17 protein-coding genes and 3 pseudogenes are annotated in these 17,264 nt (G+C 69.3%); 9 read left to right on the plus strand and 11 right to left on the minus strand.

Going from position 1 to position 17,264, the window contains the following annotated elements:
• Window positions 1-3: 3 nt before the first annotated feature.
• From ACQ86G_RS19395 to dgoD, 3 genes and pseudogenes are all read right to left on the minus strand, one after another.
• Window positions 4-620 (minus strand): annotated as a pseudogene (locus ACQ86G_RS19395) (2-dehydro-3-deoxy-6-phosphogalactonate aldolase).
• A complete protein-coding gene (locus ACQ86G_RS19400) occupies window positions 620-1,558 on the minus strand; it encodes a 2-dehydro-3-deoxygalactonokinase (protein ID WP_431256852.1) in 939 nt (312 codons plus the stop codon). Before ACQ86G_RS19400 ends, ACQ86G_RS19395 begins: the two are co-directional and overlap by 1 nt.
• Window positions 1,558-2,704: pseudogene (gene dgoD / locus ACQ86G_RS19405) on the minus strand (galactonate dehydratase). The gene ACQ86G_RS19400 and the pseudogene dgoD overlap by 1 nt, the downstream one beginning before the upstream one ends.
• A 347-nt stretch (window positions 2,705-3,051) precedes the next feature.
• Here dgoD and ACQ86G_RS19410 point away from each other — a divergent pair.
• From ACQ86G_RS19410 to ACQ86G_RS19425, 4 genes are all read left to right on the plus strand, one after another.
• Complete coding sequence (locus ACQ86G_RS19410) at window positions 3,052-4,455, plus strand: radical SAM protein (protein WP_431256853.1); 1,404 nt, start codon at window positions 3,052-3,054, stop codon at window positions 4,453-4,455.
• Window positions 4,456-4,573: 118 nt separating this feature from the next.
• Window positions 4,574-5,581 (plus strand): aminotransferase class I/II-fold pyridoxal phosphate-dependent enzyme, encoded by a 1,008-nt coding sequence (locus ACQ86G_RS19415; protein ID WP_431256854.1) that lies wholly within the window; start codon window positions 4,574-4,576, stop codon window positions 5,579-5,581.
• Window positions 5,578-6,330, plus strand: coding sequence for a class I SAM-dependent methyltransferase (locus ACQ86G_RS19420; protein ID WP_431256855.1), 753 nt, complete (start codon window positions 5,578-5,580; stop codon window positions 6,328-6,330). The genes ACQ86G_RS19415 and ACQ86G_RS19420 overlap by 4 nt, the downstream gene beginning before the upstream one ends.
• Before the next feature lie 77 nt (window positions 6,331-6,407).
• Window positions 6,408-7,166, plus strand: a complete 759-nt coding sequence (locus tag ACQ86G_RS19425; RefSeq protein WP_431256856.1) for a gamma-glutamylcyclotransferase — start codon at window positions 6,408-6,410, stop codon at window positions 7,164-7,166.
• Here the strand turns inward: ACQ86G_RS19425 and ACQ86G_RS19430 are convergent.
• From ACQ86G_RS19430 to ACQ86G_RS19445, 4 genes and pseudogenes are all read right to left on the minus strand, one after another.
• Window positions 7,151-7,927: a 2OG-Fe(II) oxygenase gene (locus ACQ86G_RS19430; protein ID WP_431256857.1), complete on the minus strand. Its 777-nt coding sequence runs from the start codon at window positions 7,925-7,927 to the stop codon at window positions 7,151-7,153. The two genes, ACQ86G_RS19425 and ACQ86G_RS19430, sit on opposite strands and share 16 nt — an antisense overlap.
• A complete protein-coding gene (gene ada / locus ACQ86G_RS19435) occupies window positions 7,924-9,072 on the minus strand; it encodes a bifunctional DNA-binding transcriptional regulator/O6-methylguanine-DNA methyltransferase Ada (protein ID WP_431256858.1) in 1,149 nt (382 codons plus the stop codon). The genes ACQ86G_RS19430 and ada overlap by 4 nt, the downstream gene beginning before the upstream one ends.
• A 145-nt stretch (window positions 9,073-9,217) precedes the next feature.
• Window positions 9,218-9,868 carry a DNA oxidative demethylase AlkB gene (gene alkB / locus ACQ86G_RS19440; protein WP_431256859.1) on the minus strand — a complete coding sequence of 217 codons (651 nt, stop codon included), beginning with the start codon at window positions 9,866-9,868 and terminating at the stop codon, window positions 9,218-9,220.
• 4 nt (window positions 9,869-9,872) lie between these two features.
• A pseudogene (locus ACQ86G_RS19445) lies at window positions 9,873-10,588 on the minus strand (2OG-Fe(II) oxygenase).
• Between the two features lie 295 nt (window positions 10,589-10,883).
• On the opposite strand from ACQ86G_RS19445, the gene ACQ86G_RS19450 reads away from it, so the two are divergent.
• Entirely contained in the window at window positions 10,884-11,336 is a 453-nt protein-coding gene (locus ACQ86G_RS19450; protein ID WP_431256860.1) for an ester cyclase, read from the plus strand.
• Between the two features lie 57 nt (window positions 11,337-11,393).
• Here the strand turns inward: ACQ86G_RS19450 and ACQ86G_RS19455 are convergent, their stop codons facing one another.
• Window positions 11,394-11,927 carry a GNAT family N-acetyltransferase gene (locus ACQ86G_RS19455; RefSeq protein WP_431261448.1) on the minus strand — a complete coding sequence of 178 codons (534 nt, stop codon included), beginning with the start codon at window positions 11,925-11,927 and terminating at the stop codon, window positions 11,394-11,396.
• Window positions 11,928-12,193: 266 nt separating this feature from the next.
• On the opposite strand from ACQ86G_RS19455, the gene ACQ86G_RS19460 reads away from it, so the two are divergent.
• Complete coding sequence (locus ACQ86G_RS19460; protein ID WP_431256861.1) at window positions 12,194-12,445, plus strand: hypothetical protein; 252 nt, start codon at window positions 12,194-12,196, stop codon at window positions 12,443-12,445.
• 8 nt (window positions 12,446-12,453) lie between these two features.
• Here ACQ86G_RS19460 and ACQ86G_RS19465 read toward each other — a convergent pair whose 3' ends face one another.
• Window positions 12,454-12,996, minus strand: coding sequence for a GNAT family N-acetyltransferase (locus ACQ86G_RS19465; protein WP_431256862.1), 543 nt, complete (start codon window positions 12,994-12,996; stop codon window positions 12,454-12,456).
• A gap of 127 nt (window positions 12,997-13,123) precedes the next feature.
• Here ACQ86G_RS19465 and ACQ86G_RS19470 point away from each other — a divergent pair, with 127 nt between their 5' ends.
• Together ACQ86G_RS19470 and ACQ86G_RS19475 are read left to right on the plus strand one after the other, a co-directional pair.
• Entirely contained in the window at window positions 13,124-13,924 is an 801-nt protein-coding gene (locus ACQ86G_RS19470; protein ID WP_431256863.1) for a DUF4198 domain-containing protein, read from the plus strand.
• Window positions 13,921-14,418, plus strand: coding sequence for a hypothetical protein (locus tag ACQ86G_RS19475; RefSeq protein WP_431256864.1), 498 nt, complete (start codon window positions 13,921-13,923; stop codon window positions 14,416-14,418). Before ACQ86G_RS19470 ends, ACQ86G_RS19475 begins: the two co-directional genes overlap by 4 nt.
• Before the next feature lie 10 nt (window positions 14,419-14,428).
• Here ACQ86G_RS19475 and eutC read toward each other — a convergent pair whose 3' ends face one another.
• Both eutC and ACQ86G_RS19485 read right to left on the minus strand, forming a co-directional pair.
• Window positions 14,429-15,220, minus strand: a complete 792-nt coding sequence (gene eutC / locus ACQ86G_RS19480) for an ethanolamine ammonia-lyase subunit EutC (protein WP_431256865.1) — start codon at window positions 15,218-15,220, stop codon at window positions 14,429-14,431.
• On the minus strand, window positions 15,217-16,638 hold the full coding sequence (locus ACQ86G_RS19485) for an ethanolamine ammonia-lyase subunit EutB (RefSeq protein ID WP_431256866.1): 1,422 nt from the start codon (window positions 16,636-16,638) through the stop codon (window positions 15,217-15,219). The genes eutC and ACQ86G_RS19485 overlap by 4 nt, the downstream gene beginning before the upstream one ends.
• A gap of 148 nt (window positions 16,639-16,786) precedes the next feature.
• Between ACQ86G_RS19485 and ACQ86G_RS19490 the strand changes: the two genes are divergently transcribed.
• Window positions 16,787-17,233, plus strand: coding sequence for a GNAT family N-acetyltransferase (locus ACQ86G_RS19490; RefSeq protein ID WP_431256867.1), 447 nt, complete (start codon window positions 16,787-16,789; stop codon window positions 17,231-17,233).
• Window positions 17,234-17,264 lie beyond the last annotated feature (31 nt).

A 17,264-nucleotide genomic window follows, 5' to 3' on the forward strand; every position in this document is an offset into this window, starting at 1 on the left:
ATGTCAGAGGGCGCGCCAGGCGTGGACGAAGGACCGCGCGCGACGCCCGACCTCGGCCGCGTCGAGGCCCGGACCATAGAGTGCTGATCCCAGGCCGAATCCGGCGGCACCCGCCGCCTTGAACGCGGCCATGGTGTCCGGCGTGATGCCGCCGACCGGCAGCAGCGGCAGGTCGCGCGGCAGCACGGCGCGCATCGCCTTGATGACGGCGGGCGTGACCAGCTCCGCCGGGAAGAGCTTCAGCGCGTCGGCGCCGGCATCGACCGCGGCGAAGGCCTCCGTCGGCGTGGCCGCGCCCGGCACGCAGGACAGGCCGAGCGCCTTGGCGGCCCGGATCACGGCGACGTCCGCGTGCGGCATGACGATGAGCTGTCCCCCGCGTCGCGCACCTGGGCGACTGCGGTCGCCGTCAACACCGTGCCGGCGCCGACGACCGTGTCGGCCGGCAGCCGCCGTGCGAGGCGGGCGATCGACTCGAGCGCGCGCGGCGAGTTCAGCGGCACCTCGATGAGGCGGAAGCCTTCGGCGTGAAGCGCATCGCCGATGGCCTCGACCTCGTCCGGACCCACGCCCCGCAGGATGGCGATCAGGGGCAGGTGTTGCAGCGCGGTCGTCAACATCAGGCGAGCTTCATGGTTTGCGCCAGCCGCCACAGGCCGGCGGGCGCGGTGTTGTCGAGCAGGAGCGGCGAGGGCCGATCGAAGCGCTCGATGGCCAGCGCGTAGCGCCTGCACAGGGTCGGATCGCCGACGAGGGCGAGGCGCTGCGACGCCGCGTCGCCCGTCTCCTCCGATCGGCCCGGTTCGCCCAGCTCGCTCGCGACCTCGTGACCGATCAGCAGCCCGGACAGGTAGTCGGGCAGTGCCTCGGACCGCAGCTGCTTGAACAGGCCCAGCGTGCGCACGCTGAAGAGCTGACGGCCGAGTGCCGAGGGCTCCCGGGCCGCGTCCAGACCGCGAAGGAATGCGTCGTCCGACGCGGGCGGTCCGTCGTCGGCCGGCATCAGCCGGGAGAGCACCGACTGCCGGCGCAGCAAGGCGTAGAGCTCGCCAGTCATGTGGGTGGCAAAACCGGTGACGCGGCCGTCGCGGACCCGCGCCCATTTCGAATGCGTGCCGGGCAGCACGAGGCAGGCGTCCGCCGACAGCTCGGGATGCCGTGCCAACGCGCCGATGATCTGCGTCTCCTCGCCGCGCATGACGTCCGGCTGTCCCGCATCGTCGACGAGGCCGGGAATGATCCAGAGCGCGTCGTCCAGTGGCAGCGCCCGGGCGGCGAGGGCGGCGGCATCGGCGGGGCAGGGCACATACGGGACCTCGCGCCAGCCGTGCTGGCTGCCCACCATGCCGCACGCCAGCAGCTTGATGCCGGCGTGCTGCGAGCGCCAGCTTCCCACCAGGTTTTCCAGGGCCTGGGCGAACGCGTCGGGGCCGTGCAGCGTGGAGGCCCCGGCGTCGGACTCGCGCGTGGCCAGCACCTCAGCGTCCGCGCCCATCAGGAAGGCGCGGAGCCGCGTGCTGCCCCAGTCCAGCGCGATCAGGTGCGCGCGCTGAGGCATCACCATTCCGCGACGCTGCCGTCGGCATGACGCCAGACGGGATTGCGCCAGTCGGGGGCATTGCGGCTGGCCTCGATGACGCGCTGCTCGTCGATCTCCACGCCCAGGCCCGGCTTGCGCAGCGGTCGGATGAAGCCGTCCTCGATGTGGAAGTCCTCGCGATTGGTCACGAAGTCCAGCAGCTCCGCGCCCTGGTTGTAGTGGATGCCCATGCTCTGCTCCTGCAGCACGGCGTTGTGCGACACGAAGTCCACCGCCAGGCAGGCCGCCAGCGCCACCGGTCCCAGCGGGCAGTGGGGGGCGAGGGCCACGTCGTGCGCCTCGGCCATCGCGGCGATCTTGACGCACTCGGTGATGCCGCCGGCATGCGACAGGTCCGGCTGGATGATGGCGATGCCGCCGGCGGCGAAGACGCGCTTGAACTCGAAGCGGGAATACATGCGCTCGCCCGCGGCCAGCGGGATGGTGGTCTGCTCGGCCAGGCGCGGGTAGTACTCGGCCTGCTCCGCGAGCACGGGTTCCTCGACGAAGAGCGGCCGGTACGGCTCCAGCGCCTTGAGCAGCGGCTTGGCCATGGGCGCGGCCACGCGACCGTGGAAGTCGATGCCGAACTCGATCTCGTGGCCGAAGGCCTCCCGGATCTCGGCGATGCGGGCCACCGCCTCGTCCACCTTGCGGGCGCTGTCGACGATGGCCATCTCTTCGGTGCCGTTCATCTTGAAGGTATCGAAGCCGCCTTCGCGCATGCGCCGGATGTCGTTGATGACGTCGGCGGGGCGGTCGCCGCCGACCCAGGAATAGACCTTCATCCGATCGCGGACCAGCCCCCCAGCAGTTCGTGGACCGGCTGGCCGAGGACCTTGCCCTTGATGTCCCACAGCGCCTGGTCGATGCCGGCGAGGGCGCTCATCAGGATCGCGCCGCCGCGATAGAAGCCCGCGCGGTACATGACCTGCCAGAGGTCGTTGATGCGGGAGGGTCCTGGCCGACGACGTACTCGGACAACTCGTGCACCGCGGCCTCGACGGTGCGCGCGCGACCTTCGATCACGGGTTCGCCCCAGCCGACCACGCCCTCGTCGGTGTCGATCTTCAGGAACATCCACCGCGGTGGCACGCGATAGGTCGTCAGCTTCGTGATTCGCATGGCGCCGGCTCGTTAAGGAACGCCGCCCAGCTTAGGAGCATCAGCCAGTGAGGAAACATCCAATCTTCGACCGCTGCCATACGAGTTTGGAATACGTCCGAGGGACGAGGGACCGTGTTCCCAGCCACGCCGCCGCGACAGTCCCCGGGCGGCTGACCGACCAGCGGAGCCGGGTACCGGCGGAACTGGCAGCCCGCCCGGCTGGCGGATGACGCAGGGTGACGGCTTGACAGGTGGTACGGTGGGTTGTACTGTACAACTTAACGGGTTGTTCAATACAACTCACGCTGCCATCCGACCCGGCGTCGAACGAGTCGACAATCCCCCTGGCGCCATTTGTCATCGCCATGCCCATGACCCTGTCATCACCCTTCCTCGCCGAGGTCGCCGTGCACCGCGCGGCGCCCGTGCCGGACGACGTCGTCCCGATGTTCCATGTGACGCTGCTGTCGAACCTGGCGCGCGCCTACGACAAGTACCAGGGGGCGTATCGCAAGTCCGCGATCCCCGAGAGCCGCTATCCCGAGGTCTTCCATCTGCTGACGCTGGCCGATCTGTCCATCGGCATCGACAAGGCCGAGCGTCTGCGCGCCAGATCGGCCACCGCCGGCGATCGCCTGATCGTGCTGCGGGCCGAGCTGCCACGCGAATCGCTGCAGCCGAATCTGCGCAACGGCATCGGACTCGTGTGGCCGTCGCCGGACCTGCCGCTCGCCGGGTTGCACGAGGTCGCGCCCGACGGCGGCCTGGGGCCGCAGGTGCGGCTCGAGGAGGCGATGGCCCGCTCGCTCGCGCTGCACGCGGACGCGTTCCTGCCCTGGGACGCGATCCGTCCGCGGTCGGTCTCGTTCCTGCCGATCGCGCGCGGCTGCCAGGCGAAGTGCCCGTTCTGCTTCTCGGAGGCGTCGGCCTCGGTCGAGCAGCCGCAGGCGCGCGTCGACTGGGCCGGCGTCGACCAATGGCTCCAGCGCGCGCTGTCCCAGGGCGCCGAGCGCGCCGTGATCACCGGGGGCGGCGAGCCGACGCTGATGAAGCGCACCGACCTGCTGCAGCTCGTGCGGGCCTGCCGCGCGCGTTTCGACAAGGTGGTGCTGATCACCAACGGCGTGGCGCTGGCGGGGCAGGGCGAGGCGGAAGCGGCGGAGCAGCTGGTGGCGCTGCACGAGGCCGGTCTGGGCGTGCTGGCCGTGTCGCGACATCACGTCGACGAAGCCGCGAACGCCGCGTTGATGAAGATCGCCACGCAGACGCCGGTGCTGCTGCGCGCCCGGCGCGATCGCGCCGACGCGTTGCAGGGCCTGCGGATGCGGCTGGTGTGCGTGCTGCAACGCGGCGGCGTCGATTCGGTGCAGGCCGTCGATGACTACGTCAGGTGGGCGGCCGGGAACGGCGCGGACGAGGTCTGCTTCAAGGAGTTGTACGTGTCCACGAGCGAGGAGTCGGTGTGGTTCGCGCATGGCGCCAACGAGTGGAGCGCGCGTCACCAGGTGCCGCTGTCGCTCGTCCATCGATGGGCGGAGGCGGCGGGCTTTCAGGAGATCGCGCGCCTGCCGTGGGGCGCGCCGGTCTACGGCGGCTCGATCGCCGGCCGCGAGATGCGCGTGGCGGCCTATACGGAACCCAGCCTGTTCTGGGAACGCCGCAACGGCACGGCGCGCAGCTGGAACGTGATGGCGGACGGCACCTGCCTGGCGTCGCTGGAGGACCGGACAAGCCTCGTCGGTCCTGGGCAAGCGGTGTCGTGTGCATGACGCAACCGTGAACGCCCCCATGAGCGCGCCCACGAACGCCCCTACGAACGCCGTCATGAACGCATCTCTCCGAGCACCTTTGCGCGCACCCATGAATGCTCCCACTTCGGACTCCTCGATGGATTTCACCGCCTTCGTTGAATGGCGCCGTGCGCAGCGCGCCACGCACACTGACCTGATCGACGTCGCCGAAACCCGCATCGCGCAGGCGCTGGCGCCCCTGCGGCCTGATGTCGTCGTGCCGGAGACCTTCCCCCGGGTGCATCGCTGCCACCTCGCGCCGGTGTGGTGCGAGTTGCGCGGCCTCCCGATTGAGCTGGCACCGCGGGCCTTCGCCTGCGACGGCGTCCGCCATGGACTCGAACTGCTGCTGCGCGCCTTCGCGCAGGCCGGGCGACGCGTCGCGTTGCCGGGCGACGTCTACCCCGTCTACTGGCGGATCGCCGCGGCGGCGGAGGTCGCGACCAGCGCGCTGGACACCTTCCCGGACTTCGATCTTGCGCGGCTCCTGGCGCAGGCGACCTCGGACGGCGCGTCAGTGGTGCTGCTGCCGGCGCCGCTCAAGCTGCATGGCCGCGCGTGGACTGAGGAAGAGGTCGATGTCGCCATCCGCTGGCTCGCGCAGGATGGCGAGCGCCGTCTGATGCTCGATGGGGTCTACGCCTTCGGCCAGTCGCTGGAGCTCGCGATGCGGCGGCTCATCGCCACCGATCAGGTCTTCTACCTCGACTCGCTGTCGAAGGGCTGGTTGCACGAGCTCGTCTTCGGCATGGCGCTGGTGCCGGAGCGCGATCGGGAATCGCTGCAGGACATCTTCCGCGCGCTGCACCCGACCCAGCGCCAGCTGTTCCAGGCGCGTGAGCTGATGACGCGCTTCCGCGACTTCCCGGCGCGTCTCGCGGACGAGCTGGCCACGCATCGGGCCGGGCTGGTCCGCCGTCTGGCCGAGGCGGGCGTGACCGCGCGGCCGGCGGCTCAGGGTTATCTGATCGTGATCGCGTCCGATGCCCGCGCCTTGCTCGAGGACCACCGCGTGCTGACGCTGCCCGCCTCGGTCTTCGGCAGCACGCGCACGGATCTCTCCATCGCCAGCGCGCTGCCGACCGCAGCGACGACGACCCCATGACGCTGCTCGCCGAGGATACGGACCTCTGGGACGTCGTGTTCCGCGAACCGCCGGCCCGTGCGCGCTTCGTCGAGCAGCTCGCGCGCGATGCCGGCGGACGCCTGCTCGACGTCGGCTGCGCCACCGGCTCGTTCTGCCGCCTGCTGCGCCGGCGCGGCATCGAGGCGGAGGGCGTCGACATCAATCCGCGCTTCATCGAGGCTGCGCAAGCCAAGGATCCGGGCGGACGCTTCCACGTCGGCGACATGCGCACGATGGCGCTCGGCCAGACCTTCGATGTCGTGGTCTGCGTCGGGACGACCTTCTGCTACAACCTCTCGAACCGCGAGATCGCCGCGACACTGGCGCGCCTGCATGAGCACGTCAGGCCGGGCGGGCTGCTGCTGCTCGACGTCCTCAACGCGATCGCGTTCACCGGGCCGCGACCGTTCCAGCCCGTCACGCATCACGCGTTCGCGCGAGGGGGCGTCGAAGCCACCGCCACGATCCGCCACCGCCTGGATCTGGCGGCGCAGACGATGACCGAGCAGGTCACCTGGCGCCGCCCCGGACAAGCGCCGCGGCGCGATCCCGAAGAGTCGCTGCGCCTGCTGTTCCCGCAGGAGCTCGCGTTCCATCTCGACACGGCGGGGTTTGACGACATCCAGCTGCGCGGCGGCTTCGGTGTCGACCCGCGCGCCCGCCTCGATGGCCGCAGGCTGGTCGCGATCGCGCGTCGTCCTTTGCATCGCAAGAATCGGAGTGTCTAGGCGAGACCTCCTCGGCACAGTGCGCTCAAGCGTGGATCGTCCCGATGCACGCAACGGGACCTGTGGACGAGGAAACGATGACGACGCGGAATGCCGAACCCGAGGGGTTCGCAGAAGAGCAGGGGAACGGGGCAGGGAGCGTCCTGACGCGCGGACTGCTGGAGTCCGGACTGCTCGACACGCTGGTCGCGGCGGACGATCCGATGGCGCGACGGGTGACCGAGATCGAGCGGCTGGCCTCGCTGCGCGAGACGCTGGCCCTGCGCCCCGACGGCGATGTCTGGGTCTTCGGCTACGGCTCGCTGGTGTGGAACGCCGCGATCGACGCGGTGGAGAAGCGCCTCGCGAGGGTGGTCGGTTGGCACCGCGCCTTCTGCCTGTCGATCACCGCGCTTCGCGCGACGGCCGAGCAGCCCGGCCTGATGCTGTCGCTGGACCGAGGCGGACAGAGCTGCGGCGTCGCCTACCGATTGGCGGAGGACGTCGTCGAGCGGGAGCTTCGACTGCTGTGGCGCCGGGAGATGGTGATCGCCGGTTACGTGCCGCGCTGGGTGCCGCTGGTCGATGCCGAGGGGCATGACATCGGCACCGCCATCGCGTTCACCACCGATGCGGCCCACCCGCTGTATGCGGGCGGACTCGGCGAGACCGGCATCGCCCACCGCCTGGCCACGGCGGCCGGCAGCCTGGGCAGCAATGCGGAGTACCTCGATCGGACCTGCGACGGTCTGCAGGCGGCCGGCATCTGCGATCCGGCGCTGGGACGGCTGAAGGACGAGGTCAGGAGGATCCGGAGGGCGTCCCGGGGACGTTCAGCGACTCACGTGGCGTCGTGAAAGAGGAGGCGCTGCCTCCCGTCGACTTCCTGCCGATCCCGAGTCGGTATCGCCTCGTCGAGCAGCAGCTCGAGCCCGATGCGCTCGCCGCTGCGGACGCGGCTGATCGCGTGCTTCAGGTTCACGCGGTAGTAACCCCGGGAGCCCTGGTGCGGTCGCCGGGCCACGGTGATGATGGCCAGATCGCCGCGGCGCAGCGGCAGCACCATGGGCCGGGATTGCATGCGCGGCCGCTGCTCGGTCATGACGAACTCGCCGCCGGTGAAGTCCTGTCCCGGCTCTCCGAGCAGGGCCACGAGCTGCAAGGGAAACGCCAGGGGCTGCTCGGCGCATTGATGAAGCGCTTCGTAGTCGTCGACGCGCAGGCGCGTGAAGCTGGAGCGTGCCGGCCGGTCCTTGACCTCCGCGCGTAGCGCCATCAGTTCGTCCAGGGTGTCCGGAAAGGTCTGCGCCACCTCAAGCAACGCGTTCCAGTGGTTGGCCACCGGAACGAGGCGTCGATAGAAGAGCTGGCGCAGATCGACAAGAAGTTCGAAAAGGGGCTGTGGACTTGTCGCCGGCAGCGCGAAGCGCTCGCCTTGCCCCAGACCCTCGACCGCCAGCGATGTCTGTCGAATCGCGTCGGCTGCGCTCACGAGCGCCACCAGCTCGGCGACCTGCCGGTCGTCGAGCACGCCAGGCAGGACCACGAAGCCCTCCTGGCCCAGTTCCGCCTCGATCCCTGGCCAGTCCAGCCTGTCGACGACATCGCGCAGGCTCATCGCTGCTCGCCCGGCTGACCCGCATGGCTCGCCTGTCCCGCCTCGCGCAGCAGCAGCTCGCGCTTGCGATCGACGCCCCAGCGATAGCCCGACAACTCGCCGTTGTTGCGGACCACGCGATGGCAGGGGATGGCGACGGCCAGGTGGTTCGCGCCGCAGGCCTGGGCCACCGCGCGGACCGCCTTGGGCTGGCCGATGCGCGCCGCCACCTGCGCATAGCTGACGGTGGCCCCGGGCGGGATCTCGCGCAGCGCCTGCCAGACGCGCTCCTGGAAGGCCGTGCCTTGCACGTCCAGCGGCAGGTTCAGGCCGAGGGAGGGCGCCTCGATGAAGCCGACGACCTGCGCCACCAGCAGCTCGAAGTCGGCATCGCCGCCGATCAGGTCGGCCTTCGGGAACTGGTCCTGCAGGTCCTGCACCAGTTGCTCGGGATCGTCGGCCAGCAGGATGGCGCAGAGGCCGACCTGGCTCTGCGCCACCAGGAGTGCACCGAGCGAGCATTGGGCCACGGCGAAACGGATCTGCATGTTCGGCGCGCCGGCGCGGTACTCGCGCGCCTGCATGCCGAGCATGTTGTCCGCCGCGGCGTAGAAGCGGCTGTTGGAGTTGAAGCCGGCGTCGTAGATGGCCTCGGTCACCGTCGCGCCTTTCTGGCCCAGTTCCTGGCGCAGCTTGTTCGCGCGGAACGCCGACGCGTAACCCTTGGGGGTCAGGCCGGTCTCGGCCTTGAAGATGCGGTGGAAGTGGAACGGGCTCATCCCCGCCTCGCCGGCCAGTTCGTCCAGGCTTGGCGGTGTCTCGGCGCGCTCGATCATCCGGCAGACCTTCGCGATCGCCGCCGCGTGCTGCCTGGCCATCGCGGTCCGGTCGCCGGAGGCGCGCTGGCTGGCCCGGTAGCCGGCCGCCTCGGCGGCCTGCGCGGTGTCGAAGAACTCGACGTTCTCGCGCTTGGGCAACCGGGCCGAGGAACTGGGCCGGCAGTAGACGCCGGTCGTGCGGACACCGTAGACGAACTGTCCGTCCGCCCTGGCGTCGCGCGCCTGGACGGCGGCCCAGCGCTGCGCCTCGCTGGCGTAGGCCTCGGCGGCGCTGTCGGCGGCATGGTCGGCGTCGTGGTGGACGTCGTGGTGGGTGAGGGGCTTCATGGGGGTGCTCATGGTCTTCGATTCGGTGAATGCAGTGTCTGACCGCGGGGGATCACAGGCACTTCGTTTCTTGCGATCGAATTCGCGAGCGGGCAGGAAGGCGATCGGCGGCGGGTCGCGCGACATCGTCCTGGCCGTTGTCGGCCTAGCCAGCCTTGCGGAACGTGAGGTTGATCCGCTGGCTCCCCAGCGTGGGATGGGGCTGGTCCTTCAGCGGCATGACGCCGTGATAACGCAGCCGGTCCTCGGCGCCCCACACGGCCACGTCGCCGTGGAACAGCGGCACCTTCGCGGTCGCGTCGTCGCGCCGCAGGCCGCCGAACAGGAAGACCGCCGGCATGCCCAGCGACACGGAGACGATCGGCGCGTCGAGGTCCCGCTCGTCCTTGTCCTGATGGAGGCTCAGCTTCGTGCCGGGTGCGTAGCGGTTGACCAGACAGGCATCGGGCTCGAACCGCTCGAAGCCGGCCGCCGCCGCGGCGTCGTGGGCGAGGCGCCTCAGCGCGTCCGGCATGGCCGGCCAAGGCTCGCCCGTCTCGGGATCGATCGCCGTGTACCGGTAGCCGCGGCTATCCGAGGTCCAGCCGAGCGCGCCGCAATTGGTCATCGCGACGGACATGGTGTAGCCGCCCGGCGTCACCAGATGCCGGAACGCGGAGATCCGCGCCACCTCGTCGATGGCCGACAGCAGGTCGCCGGCGACAGGCCGTGCGAATCCTCGCAACACGCAGGCGCGCGGACCCAGCGCCTGGACGCCGTCCATCTCCGTGTCGTCGAACAGTCCCAGCGTGCCCACGGGGTCACCTCGCGTCGTGAAAGATCAATCCCACCGTATGACGGTGACCGCTGCGGATGCGGCTGACGCCGTGGCGCATGGCGACGGCCCGAGTGTCCCCCGCTTCCCGGCCACGGGACGCTGGTTCACGGTGAACACCAGGCCGTCCCCCTGCGACAGCGGGACGACCTCCGCGCGTTGCTGGCCCGACCGCGTTTCCGTCATCACGAACTCGCCGCCGGCGAAGTCCTCGCCGGGTTGCGACAACAGGATCGCGACCTGCAGCGGGAAGACGTGCTCGCCGTAGAGATCCTGATGCAGGCAGTTGTAGTCGCCTTCGCCATATTGCAGGATCAACGGCGTGGGGCGGGTCTGCCCGGCGCGATGGCATCGCTCGAGGAAGGCCGTCAGCGTGTCCGGATAACTCACGGCGATCCCGAGCCGCTGGTTCCAATGATTGGCGATCGGAGCGAGCCTCGGATACAGCGCATGGCGCAGACCGTCCAGCAGCGGCGGCAGCGGGTAGGCGAAGTACTTGTACTCGCCGCGGCCGAAGCCGTGGCGGGCCATCGTGATCGTCGACCGGTAGCCGTCCTTCTCCGGATACAAGGCCGCCAGCTGCCGGCATTGCGTCGCCGTCAACAGACGAGGCAGGACGGCGTTTCCGCCTTCGTCGAGCGAGCGCTCGACAGCCGGCCAGTCCTGCGCCGCGAGGCCCGGGATGAGCGTCGGCATCGGCATCGGGCTGGGGCTCTCGCGAGCGACGGCTGCATCGGTCATCTCAGTTCCTTCCATGCGAGGGCATGAGTCCAGTCTAGGAGCGGCGTGGCGTTCAAACACTCCGATCCTTGCGATCGAATTCCGATCGCATCGTCGTGGCACGGCACGGCACGGCACGGCACATCGCGGCGCGGGGTCAGGTCTGAACGGGCGGCCCGTCTGTCGATTCGATGGCAAGAAACGGATGTTTCGCATCGGACGCGATCGATACGCTTTCTCCCACTGATTTCCCACCACCACTCCCAAGGAGTTCTCCATGTCCATCGAAGACAACAACAAGGCCATCGTCGGTCGCTGGTTCACCAGCTTCTGGGGCGAGAAATGCGATCTTTCCATCGTCGATGAGCTCGCGGCACCCGACATGGTGCTGCACTACTCGCTGCACGAGCCGCGTCGCGGCCGCGATGACATCAAGGCCTTCATGACCGACTTCCGCGAGGCCTTCCCCGACCTGAGCTTCTGGGGTGCCGCGGAGCTGATCGCGGAAGGCGACTACGTCGTCGGCCGCTGGGAAGGCGGCGGCACGCATACCGGCCCGGCCTTCGACGACTTCCTCGTCGGCGGCCTGCCGGCGGCGACCGGCCGCCGGATGCGCTTCACCGGCACCACGGTGCTGCGCCTCAAGGACGGCAGGATCGTCGAGGAGATCGGTCTGGACGACGGCGTCAAGGCGCTGACCCAGCTGGGTCTGATCAAGACGACAGCCTGAGTGGGACATGCCGCGCTCCGCGATCGCGGAGTGCGGCCGCCAGGCGTTGTCTCTTCTTCAGAGCGCCGGGTCCGTCGCCAGTCGCGAATAGACGTTGAAGTCCCCCGGACGCCCGCGAACCATGCGAAAGGCTCTGAGCAGGCCTTCGTGCGCGAAGCCGCTGTTCTGCAGGACTCGAGCGGAGCGTTCGTTGCCGACCAGGACCGTGGCTTGCACACGGACGAATCCATAGGTCTCAAACGACCAGTCCGTCACCCGCCGGCACAACTGCGTCGCCAGTCGCCGTCCCCAGTACGGCGGCGCCAGGTCGTAGGCGATCTCGGCCGTGCGATTGAGGTCAGAGATGGTGTGGAAACCGATGGTTCCCGCCAATCGTCCGCTCTCCAGATCGACGATGGCCAGGCGACGAGGAGACGTCGGGCTGACGGACTCATAGGTGTCGAACAGCGGATCGAGATCCTCCGGCTGTTGGACGTTCCAACTCGTGTGCTCATGCACTTCGGGAAGACGCAGGTAATCGAACCATGCTGGCCTGTCGCTGCGCTCGATCGGTCGGAGACCGATGCCAGGGATGCCGGAAGGAGGGGCGATTCGATTCTCATGATCGTGTCGGTGTGCTCATCGAAACAGTCTACGTGCCGCCGGCATAAGGGCAGGCAACGCTCGCTCGATCGGATTCCGCCTCGGGCAGAATCCGTCGAACTCCGACGCCGTCCCCACATTCCTACGTCCCCGTGACCACCCGATCCGCCTGCCGGAACTGCCGCGCCCCCATCCTCGCGCTCACAGCCGTTGTCACCGGCGGCGTGTGTCTGCCATGCGCGGCGAAGTGGCGGCACTCGTCCAAACAGGCGTCCGTGCTCGCCGACCAATCGGCATGGTCCGAGTCGAGCAAGCGGTCCCGGTCCTACGAGCCCGACGCGACGATCCGCTACTTCGACGAGTTCTACTGGTGCGAGCGCTGCGATGCGCCATGCGTGTTCACGGCGGCGCAGCAGAAGCACGCTTACGAAGTGGAGAAGCGCTACCTGTTCCAGACGCGCAAGCTCTGCGACGGGTGCCACGCGCTGTCCAGACAGTCGCCTCCGGCTGGTGACCCGGCCGGTTGATCACGCCCTCAAGCGTTGTTGAGCGACGCCGTCGTCTCCATCGCCGCAGGATCGGGAATCTCGAAGAGATCCCGGAACTCGCCATCTGGGAAACAAACCCGATCCACCAATCCGCCGCCCAAGCGGAGTACCAGCTTTCGGGCGGCGATGTTGTCGTCGCGCATGTAGGTCTGGACCGTCGGCCATCCCCAGTCGCGATAGGCATGTGTCACCGCGAGTCGCGAGGCGTCGAGCGCCATGCCTTGTCCTCTCGCTTCCGGCAGCAGCCACCAGGTCAGCTCCGTCGGCCATCCGCGGCCCTGCCAGAAGCCGCAGACGCCGAGGACCGCCGTCTCGTCGCGCCGGCGGATCGCCCATACGCCGAATCCCTGCAGCGTCCAGACGCCCACGTCACTCGCCAGTCGTGTCCAGGCGGCGGCGGGAGACAGCGGGCCGCCGTAGCTTCCGGATGCCTCCGCATTGCCGTAGAAGCGCTCGTAGGCGTCGAAGCAGCTGCGATCGAGCGGGCTCAGCGTGAGCCGGTCGGATTCGAGGGTCGGGATGGCGGTCATGCGAGGGGCGCGAGATCAGATCGAGAGGACGGGCGCGAGCATATCGGCCTCGTTGTTGATATCAATTCTCAATTGCGAGCAATTCTCATCTATAGTGCCGCTCCGACTCAACCCGGCACGAATCGCGATGTCTCTCTCCATGCTCAAGAAGATCGGTCTCGGTCTGACGCCGCTGCTGCTCGGCGCAGCCGCGCACGCCCATTCGCCTTACCTCAAGCCCAACACGTTCAGCGCGGAGGAGCAGCGCAAGCACGTGACCGTCGAGGCCTCGTTCGCCGAAGGCGACCTGCGGCCCGACGTGGCGATGAAGTCCGACACCTTCCAGGTCGTCGGTCCCGACGGGAAGCGGCAAGCCCTGACCCCGGCGGCGGTGTTGAAGGACGCCAGCTACCTCGAGGTGCCGCTGGGCGCCGGCAACGGCACCTACCTGGTGTCGTCGGGCGTTCGCAAGGGCCGTCTGGCCAAGGGCGTGCTGCGCCAGGGCAAGGTGGTGTTCTCGGAACGCGCGGAAGACGCGCAGCCGGGCGACCAGCCGATCGAGGTGCAGAGCATCACCCGCGCCGACGTTTACGTCACTCGCGGCCGGCCCAGCGCCGTCGACTTCGACGGGGAGGGCGTCGAGATCTTCCCGGTGACGAAGCCGTACGAGCTGTATGCCGGCGAGCCCGTCGTCGTGCGCGTGCGCGAGAACCGCAAGCCGCTGGCCGGCGAGACCCTGACCGTCATCGCCGACGGCCAGAACTACGTGAGCCAGAAGCAGCCGGAGCTGGACTTCAGCACCAATGCCGCCGGCGAAGTGAGCTTCAAGCCCAGGAGCGCCGGCCTCTACCTGCTGCAGGTGCGCGTGCGTCGCGCCTCCCCGGACAACCCCGCGCTGTGGATCAGCACCACGGCCACCCTGACGATCGAAGTGCAGCCCCAGCCATGAAGACCCCATTCCAATCCGCCCTGGCCGCCACCGTGCTGGGACTGGTCGCGCTGCCTGCGCTGGCCGCCTCGCATTCCTCGACCACCTTCATCGCCGAGCAGGACCTCAACGGCGACGGCAAGGTGCTGCTCGCCGAGTTCAAGCTCGGCCGCGAGGTCGAGTTCGTGCGCATCGACTTCAACGCCGACGGCCAGTTGAGCGAATCCGAATACCTCGGCGAATTCGAAGGCCGGTTGATGCAGCGCATCGGCAAGATGGCCGATCCGGAGAAGCGCCGCGAGGAACAGCAGCGCCAGATGCGTCAGGCCAAGGTCCGGTTCGGCGTGCTCGACAAGGACAAGAACGGCAGCATCAGCCTGGAGGAGTTCATGGCCGCCGGCATGAGCATGTTCAACCTGCACGACCGCAACAAGGACGGCGTCGTGGACGAGGTCGACGTGAAGATCGCCGAGGACGAGAAGAAGGCGGGCAAGGAGAGCTTCGTTTCGCCTTGAGCGGCGTCGCTCAGCCGGCGCCGAGCTTGAACGTGGCGGCGACGTCGAGCACGGGCGCCGCAGGCGCGCTTTCATCCTTCAACGCAACACCTGTCACCTGACGGCTTCGCGCCTCGTTGAGCAGCCACGCCAGCCGTGCCGCTGCGGCTTCAGGCGCCAACCCTTCCGGCCGCACGTTGGAGATGCAATTGCGCTCCGCATCCGTGCGCCCCGGCCGAGGCGCCCAGGTGACGTACACGCCCATGCTGTCGGGGGAACTCAACCCCGGACGTTCGCCGATCAGCACCACGGCGAGCTTGGCGCCCAGCGCGTGGCCGATCGGATCGCCGATCGCCACGCGGGCCTGGCGGACGATGGTCACGGGCGCCCAGCGCCAGTCCTTCGCGAGCATCGGCCTGAGCGCCGAGAGGAAGGCGAGGGCATGCCGCTCGATCGCCAACGCGGACAGGCCGTCCGCGACGATCAGCGCGAGGTCCGGCGGATCGCCCGCGTCCCAGGCGGCCAGCAGCGCGGTCGACGGATCGTCAAGCTTCCGCCCGAGGTCGGGTCGCTGAAGATAGGTGGCTCGGTCGGTCGCGGCGCTGTGCAGGTCCAGCGTCTGCAGCCCCGCCGCGTTCAAGGAGGCCGCGAGCGCCTCGTGGTCCAGCTCGCGGTGCACGGCATCTCTCGCCTGCGCATGGGCCAGCTGGAATGCCAGATGCGCCGACGTCGGCTGACTCACCCCGGCGCGTCCCAGGCCGATGCGCGCGGGCGTGTGCCGGCGCAGCGTGCGCCAGGGATCGGGAATGAGGGTGTCGCTCATGACGACGGCAGCAAGGCGGCGAAGGCCGGCGACATGCCCTCGACCAGATGGCCCGGCGGGCCGGGCCGGGCGATCCGCATGCGTTCGAGCCAGCGCTCGAACTCCGGCGCCGGACGAAGCCCCAGCACCCGCCGCGCGTACAGCGCGTCGTGGAACGACGTGGTCTGGTAGTTGAGCATCACGTCGTCCGAGCCCGGGATCCCCATGATGAAGTTGCAGCCCGCCACGCCGAGGAGCGTGAGCAGCACGTCCATGTCGTTCTGGTCCGCGGCGGCGTGATTCGTGTAGCAGATGTCGCAGCCCATCGGCAGGCCGAGCAGCTTCGCGCAGAAGTGGTCTTCCAATCCCGCCCGGATGATCTGCTTGCCGTCGTACAGGTACTCGGGCCCGATGAAGCCGACCACCGTGTTCACCAGCAGCGGCTCGAAGTGCCTCGCCACCGCGTAGGTCCTGGCCTCCACGGTCTGCTGGTCGCAGCCGTGGTGGGCGCCGGCCGACAGCGCGCTGCCCTGGCCGGTCTCGAAGTACATGACGTGCCGGCCGCGCCGGCCGTCGTCGAACAGGGCGCCGCGCTCCAGCGAGAGTGCCGCGGCGCGGGCCTCGGCCAGCAGCTTCAGGTCGACGCCGAAGCTGCGGTTGGTCGCCTCCGTGCCGCCGATGGACTGGAACACCAGGTCGACCGGCGCGCCGCGCTCGATGCACTGCAGCGTGTTGGTCACGTGCGTGAGCACGCAGCTCTGCGTGGGGATCTCGAAGCGCTCGATGACCTCCGCGAGCAGGTGCAGCAGGTGCGCGACCTGGGTCACGTTGTCGGTGGCCGGATTGATGCCGATGACCGCGTCGCCGCTGCCGTACATCAGGCCGTCCAGCACGCTGGCGGCGATGCCGCTGGCGTCGTCGGTCGGGTGGTTGGGCTGCAGCCGCGTGGACAGGCGGCCCGCGAGTCCCACGGTGTTGCGCAAGCGCGTGACGACCTCGCACTTGCGCGCCACCAGGATCAGGTCCTGGTTCCGCATGATCTTGCTCACCGCGGCGGCCATCTCCGGCGTGATGCCCGCAGCCAGGCGCGTCAGCGTGGCCGTGTCCGCCGCGTCGGAGAGCAGCCATTCGCGCAGGCCGCCGACCGTCAGGTGGGCGATGGGAAGGAAGGCCGCGGCGTCGTGTGTGTCGATGATGAGCCGCGTGACCTCGTCGTCCTCGTAGGGCACCAGCGCTTCATTGAGGAAGGTCTTCAGCGGCAGGTCGGCCAGCGCCATCTGCGCGGCGACCCGTTCCTGCTCGGACTCGGCGCCGACGCCCGCGAGACGGTCGCCCGAGCGCTCCGGCGTGGCCTTGGCCATCAGCTCGCGCAGGCTGTCGAAACGGTAGCTGACGGCACCGACGCGCTCGCCGTAGGTCGAGGCCCTGGAAACGTTCATCGCTGGCTCCTTGGACCCCAGCTTAACCTCACGGAGGTGACAGCCCGGGGGCGACCCGAGGCGACCCGACCCGACCCCAGGCGAGGCGCGGTGTCGCAAGGTGGCGCGAGGCGCCCGCGCCCGGCGAGGCCCTTGCGACAATGCGCGGATGCAATCTTCCTGGTCCCTCCGGCGCGTCGCCCCGTCCGACGCAGATCAAGTCGCCGCCCACGGCTGTTTCCGCGAGGACGATGCCGAACGTCGGCCGGGCTACGCCGCCTGGGTGAAGCCCCGCATCGGGGCCGGCGCGTACGTGGGCTGGTTCGCCGTCGAGGGCGGCGAGGTGGTCGCCGGTGCCGGCGTGGTGCTGCTCGACTGGGGCCCGACGCGCCTCAACCCGGGCGGCCAGATGGCCCGCATCACGAATGTGTTCACGGCCGCCACGCACCGGCGCCAAGGTATCGCGCGGACGCTGGTCGCGACCGCGCTCGATCACTTGAAGACGATGGGCATCGGCGAAGTGCGCCTCGGCGCGACCGACGATGCGCGCGAGCTGTACCGGTCGCTCGGCTTCGAGGCGTACCCCGCCGAGATGCGTCGGAAGACCCCGGGCTGAGCGGTCCCGAGGACCGCTCGATGCGTCCGGA

The sequence above is a fragment of the Roseateles chitinivorans genome (assembly GCF_050632145.1).
Taxonomy (GTDB): domain Bacteria; phylum Pseudomonadota; class Gammaproteobacteria; order Burkholderiales; family Burkholderiaceae_C; genus Roseateles; species Roseateles chitinivorans_B.

What these genes read in the sequence shown, in the direction of transcription:
- ACQ86G_RS19400 (WP_431256852.1), bottom strand. Translation starts at nt 1,558, where the DNA reads ATGCCTCAGCGCGCGCACCTGATCGCGCTGGACTGGGGCAGCACGCGG.
- ACQ86G_RS19410 (WP_431256853.1), top strand. Translation starts at nt 3,052, where the DNA reads ATGCCCATGACCCTGTCATCACCCTTCCTCGCCGAGGTCGCCGTGCAC.
- ACQ86G_RS19415 (WP_431256854.1), top strand. Translation starts at nt 4,574, where the DNA reads ATGGATTTCACCGCCTTCGTTGAATGGCGCCGTGCGCAGCGCGCCACG.
- ACQ86G_RS19420 (WP_431256855.1), top strand. Translation starts at nt 5,578, where the DNA reads ATGACGCTGCTCGCCGAGGATACGGACCTCTGGGACGTCGTGTTCCGC.
- ACQ86G_RS19425 (WP_431256856.1), top strand. Translation starts at nt 6,408, where the DNA reads ATGACGACGCGGAATGCCGAACCCGAGGGGTTCGCAGAAGAGCAGGGG.
- ACQ86G_RS19430 (WP_431256857.1), bottom strand. Translation starts at nt 7,927, where the DNA reads ATGAGCCTGCGCGATGTCGTCGACAGGCTGGACTGGCCAGGGATCGAG.
- ada (WP_431256858.1), bottom strand. Translation starts at nt 9,072, where the DNA reads ATGAAGCCCCTCACCCACCACGACGTCCACCACGACGCCGACCATGCC.
- ACQ86G_RS19450 (WP_431256860.1), top strand. Translation starts at nt 10,884, where the DNA reads ATGTCCATCGAAGACAACAACAAGGCCATCGTCGGTCGCTGGTTCACC.
- ACQ86G_RS19465 (WP_431256862.1), bottom strand. Translation starts at nt 12,996, where the DNA reads ATGACCGCCATCCCGACCCTCGAATCCGACCGGCTCACGCTGAGCCCG.
- ACQ86G_RS19470 (WP_431256863.1), top strand. Translation starts at nt 13,124, where the DNA reads ATGTCTCTCTCCATGCTCAAGAAGATCGGTCTCGGTCTGACGCCGCTG.
- ACQ86G_RS19475 (WP_431256864.1), top strand. Translation starts at nt 13,921, where the DNA reads ATGAAGACCCCATTCCAATCCGCCCTGGCCGCCACCGTGCTGGGACTG.
- eutC (WP_431256865.1), bottom strand. Translation starts at nt 15,220, where the DNA reads ATGAGCGACACCCTCATTCCCGATCCCTGGCGCACGCTGCGCCGGCAC.
- ACQ86G_RS19485 (WP_431256866.1), bottom strand. Translation starts at nt 16,638, where the DNA reads ATGAACGTTTCCAGGGCCTCGACCTACGGCGAGCGCGTCGGTGCCGTC.
- ACQ86G_RS19490 (WP_431256867.1), top strand. Translation starts at nt 16,787, where the DNA reads ATGCAATCTTCCTGGTCCCTCCGGCGCGTCGCCCCGTCCGACGCAGAT.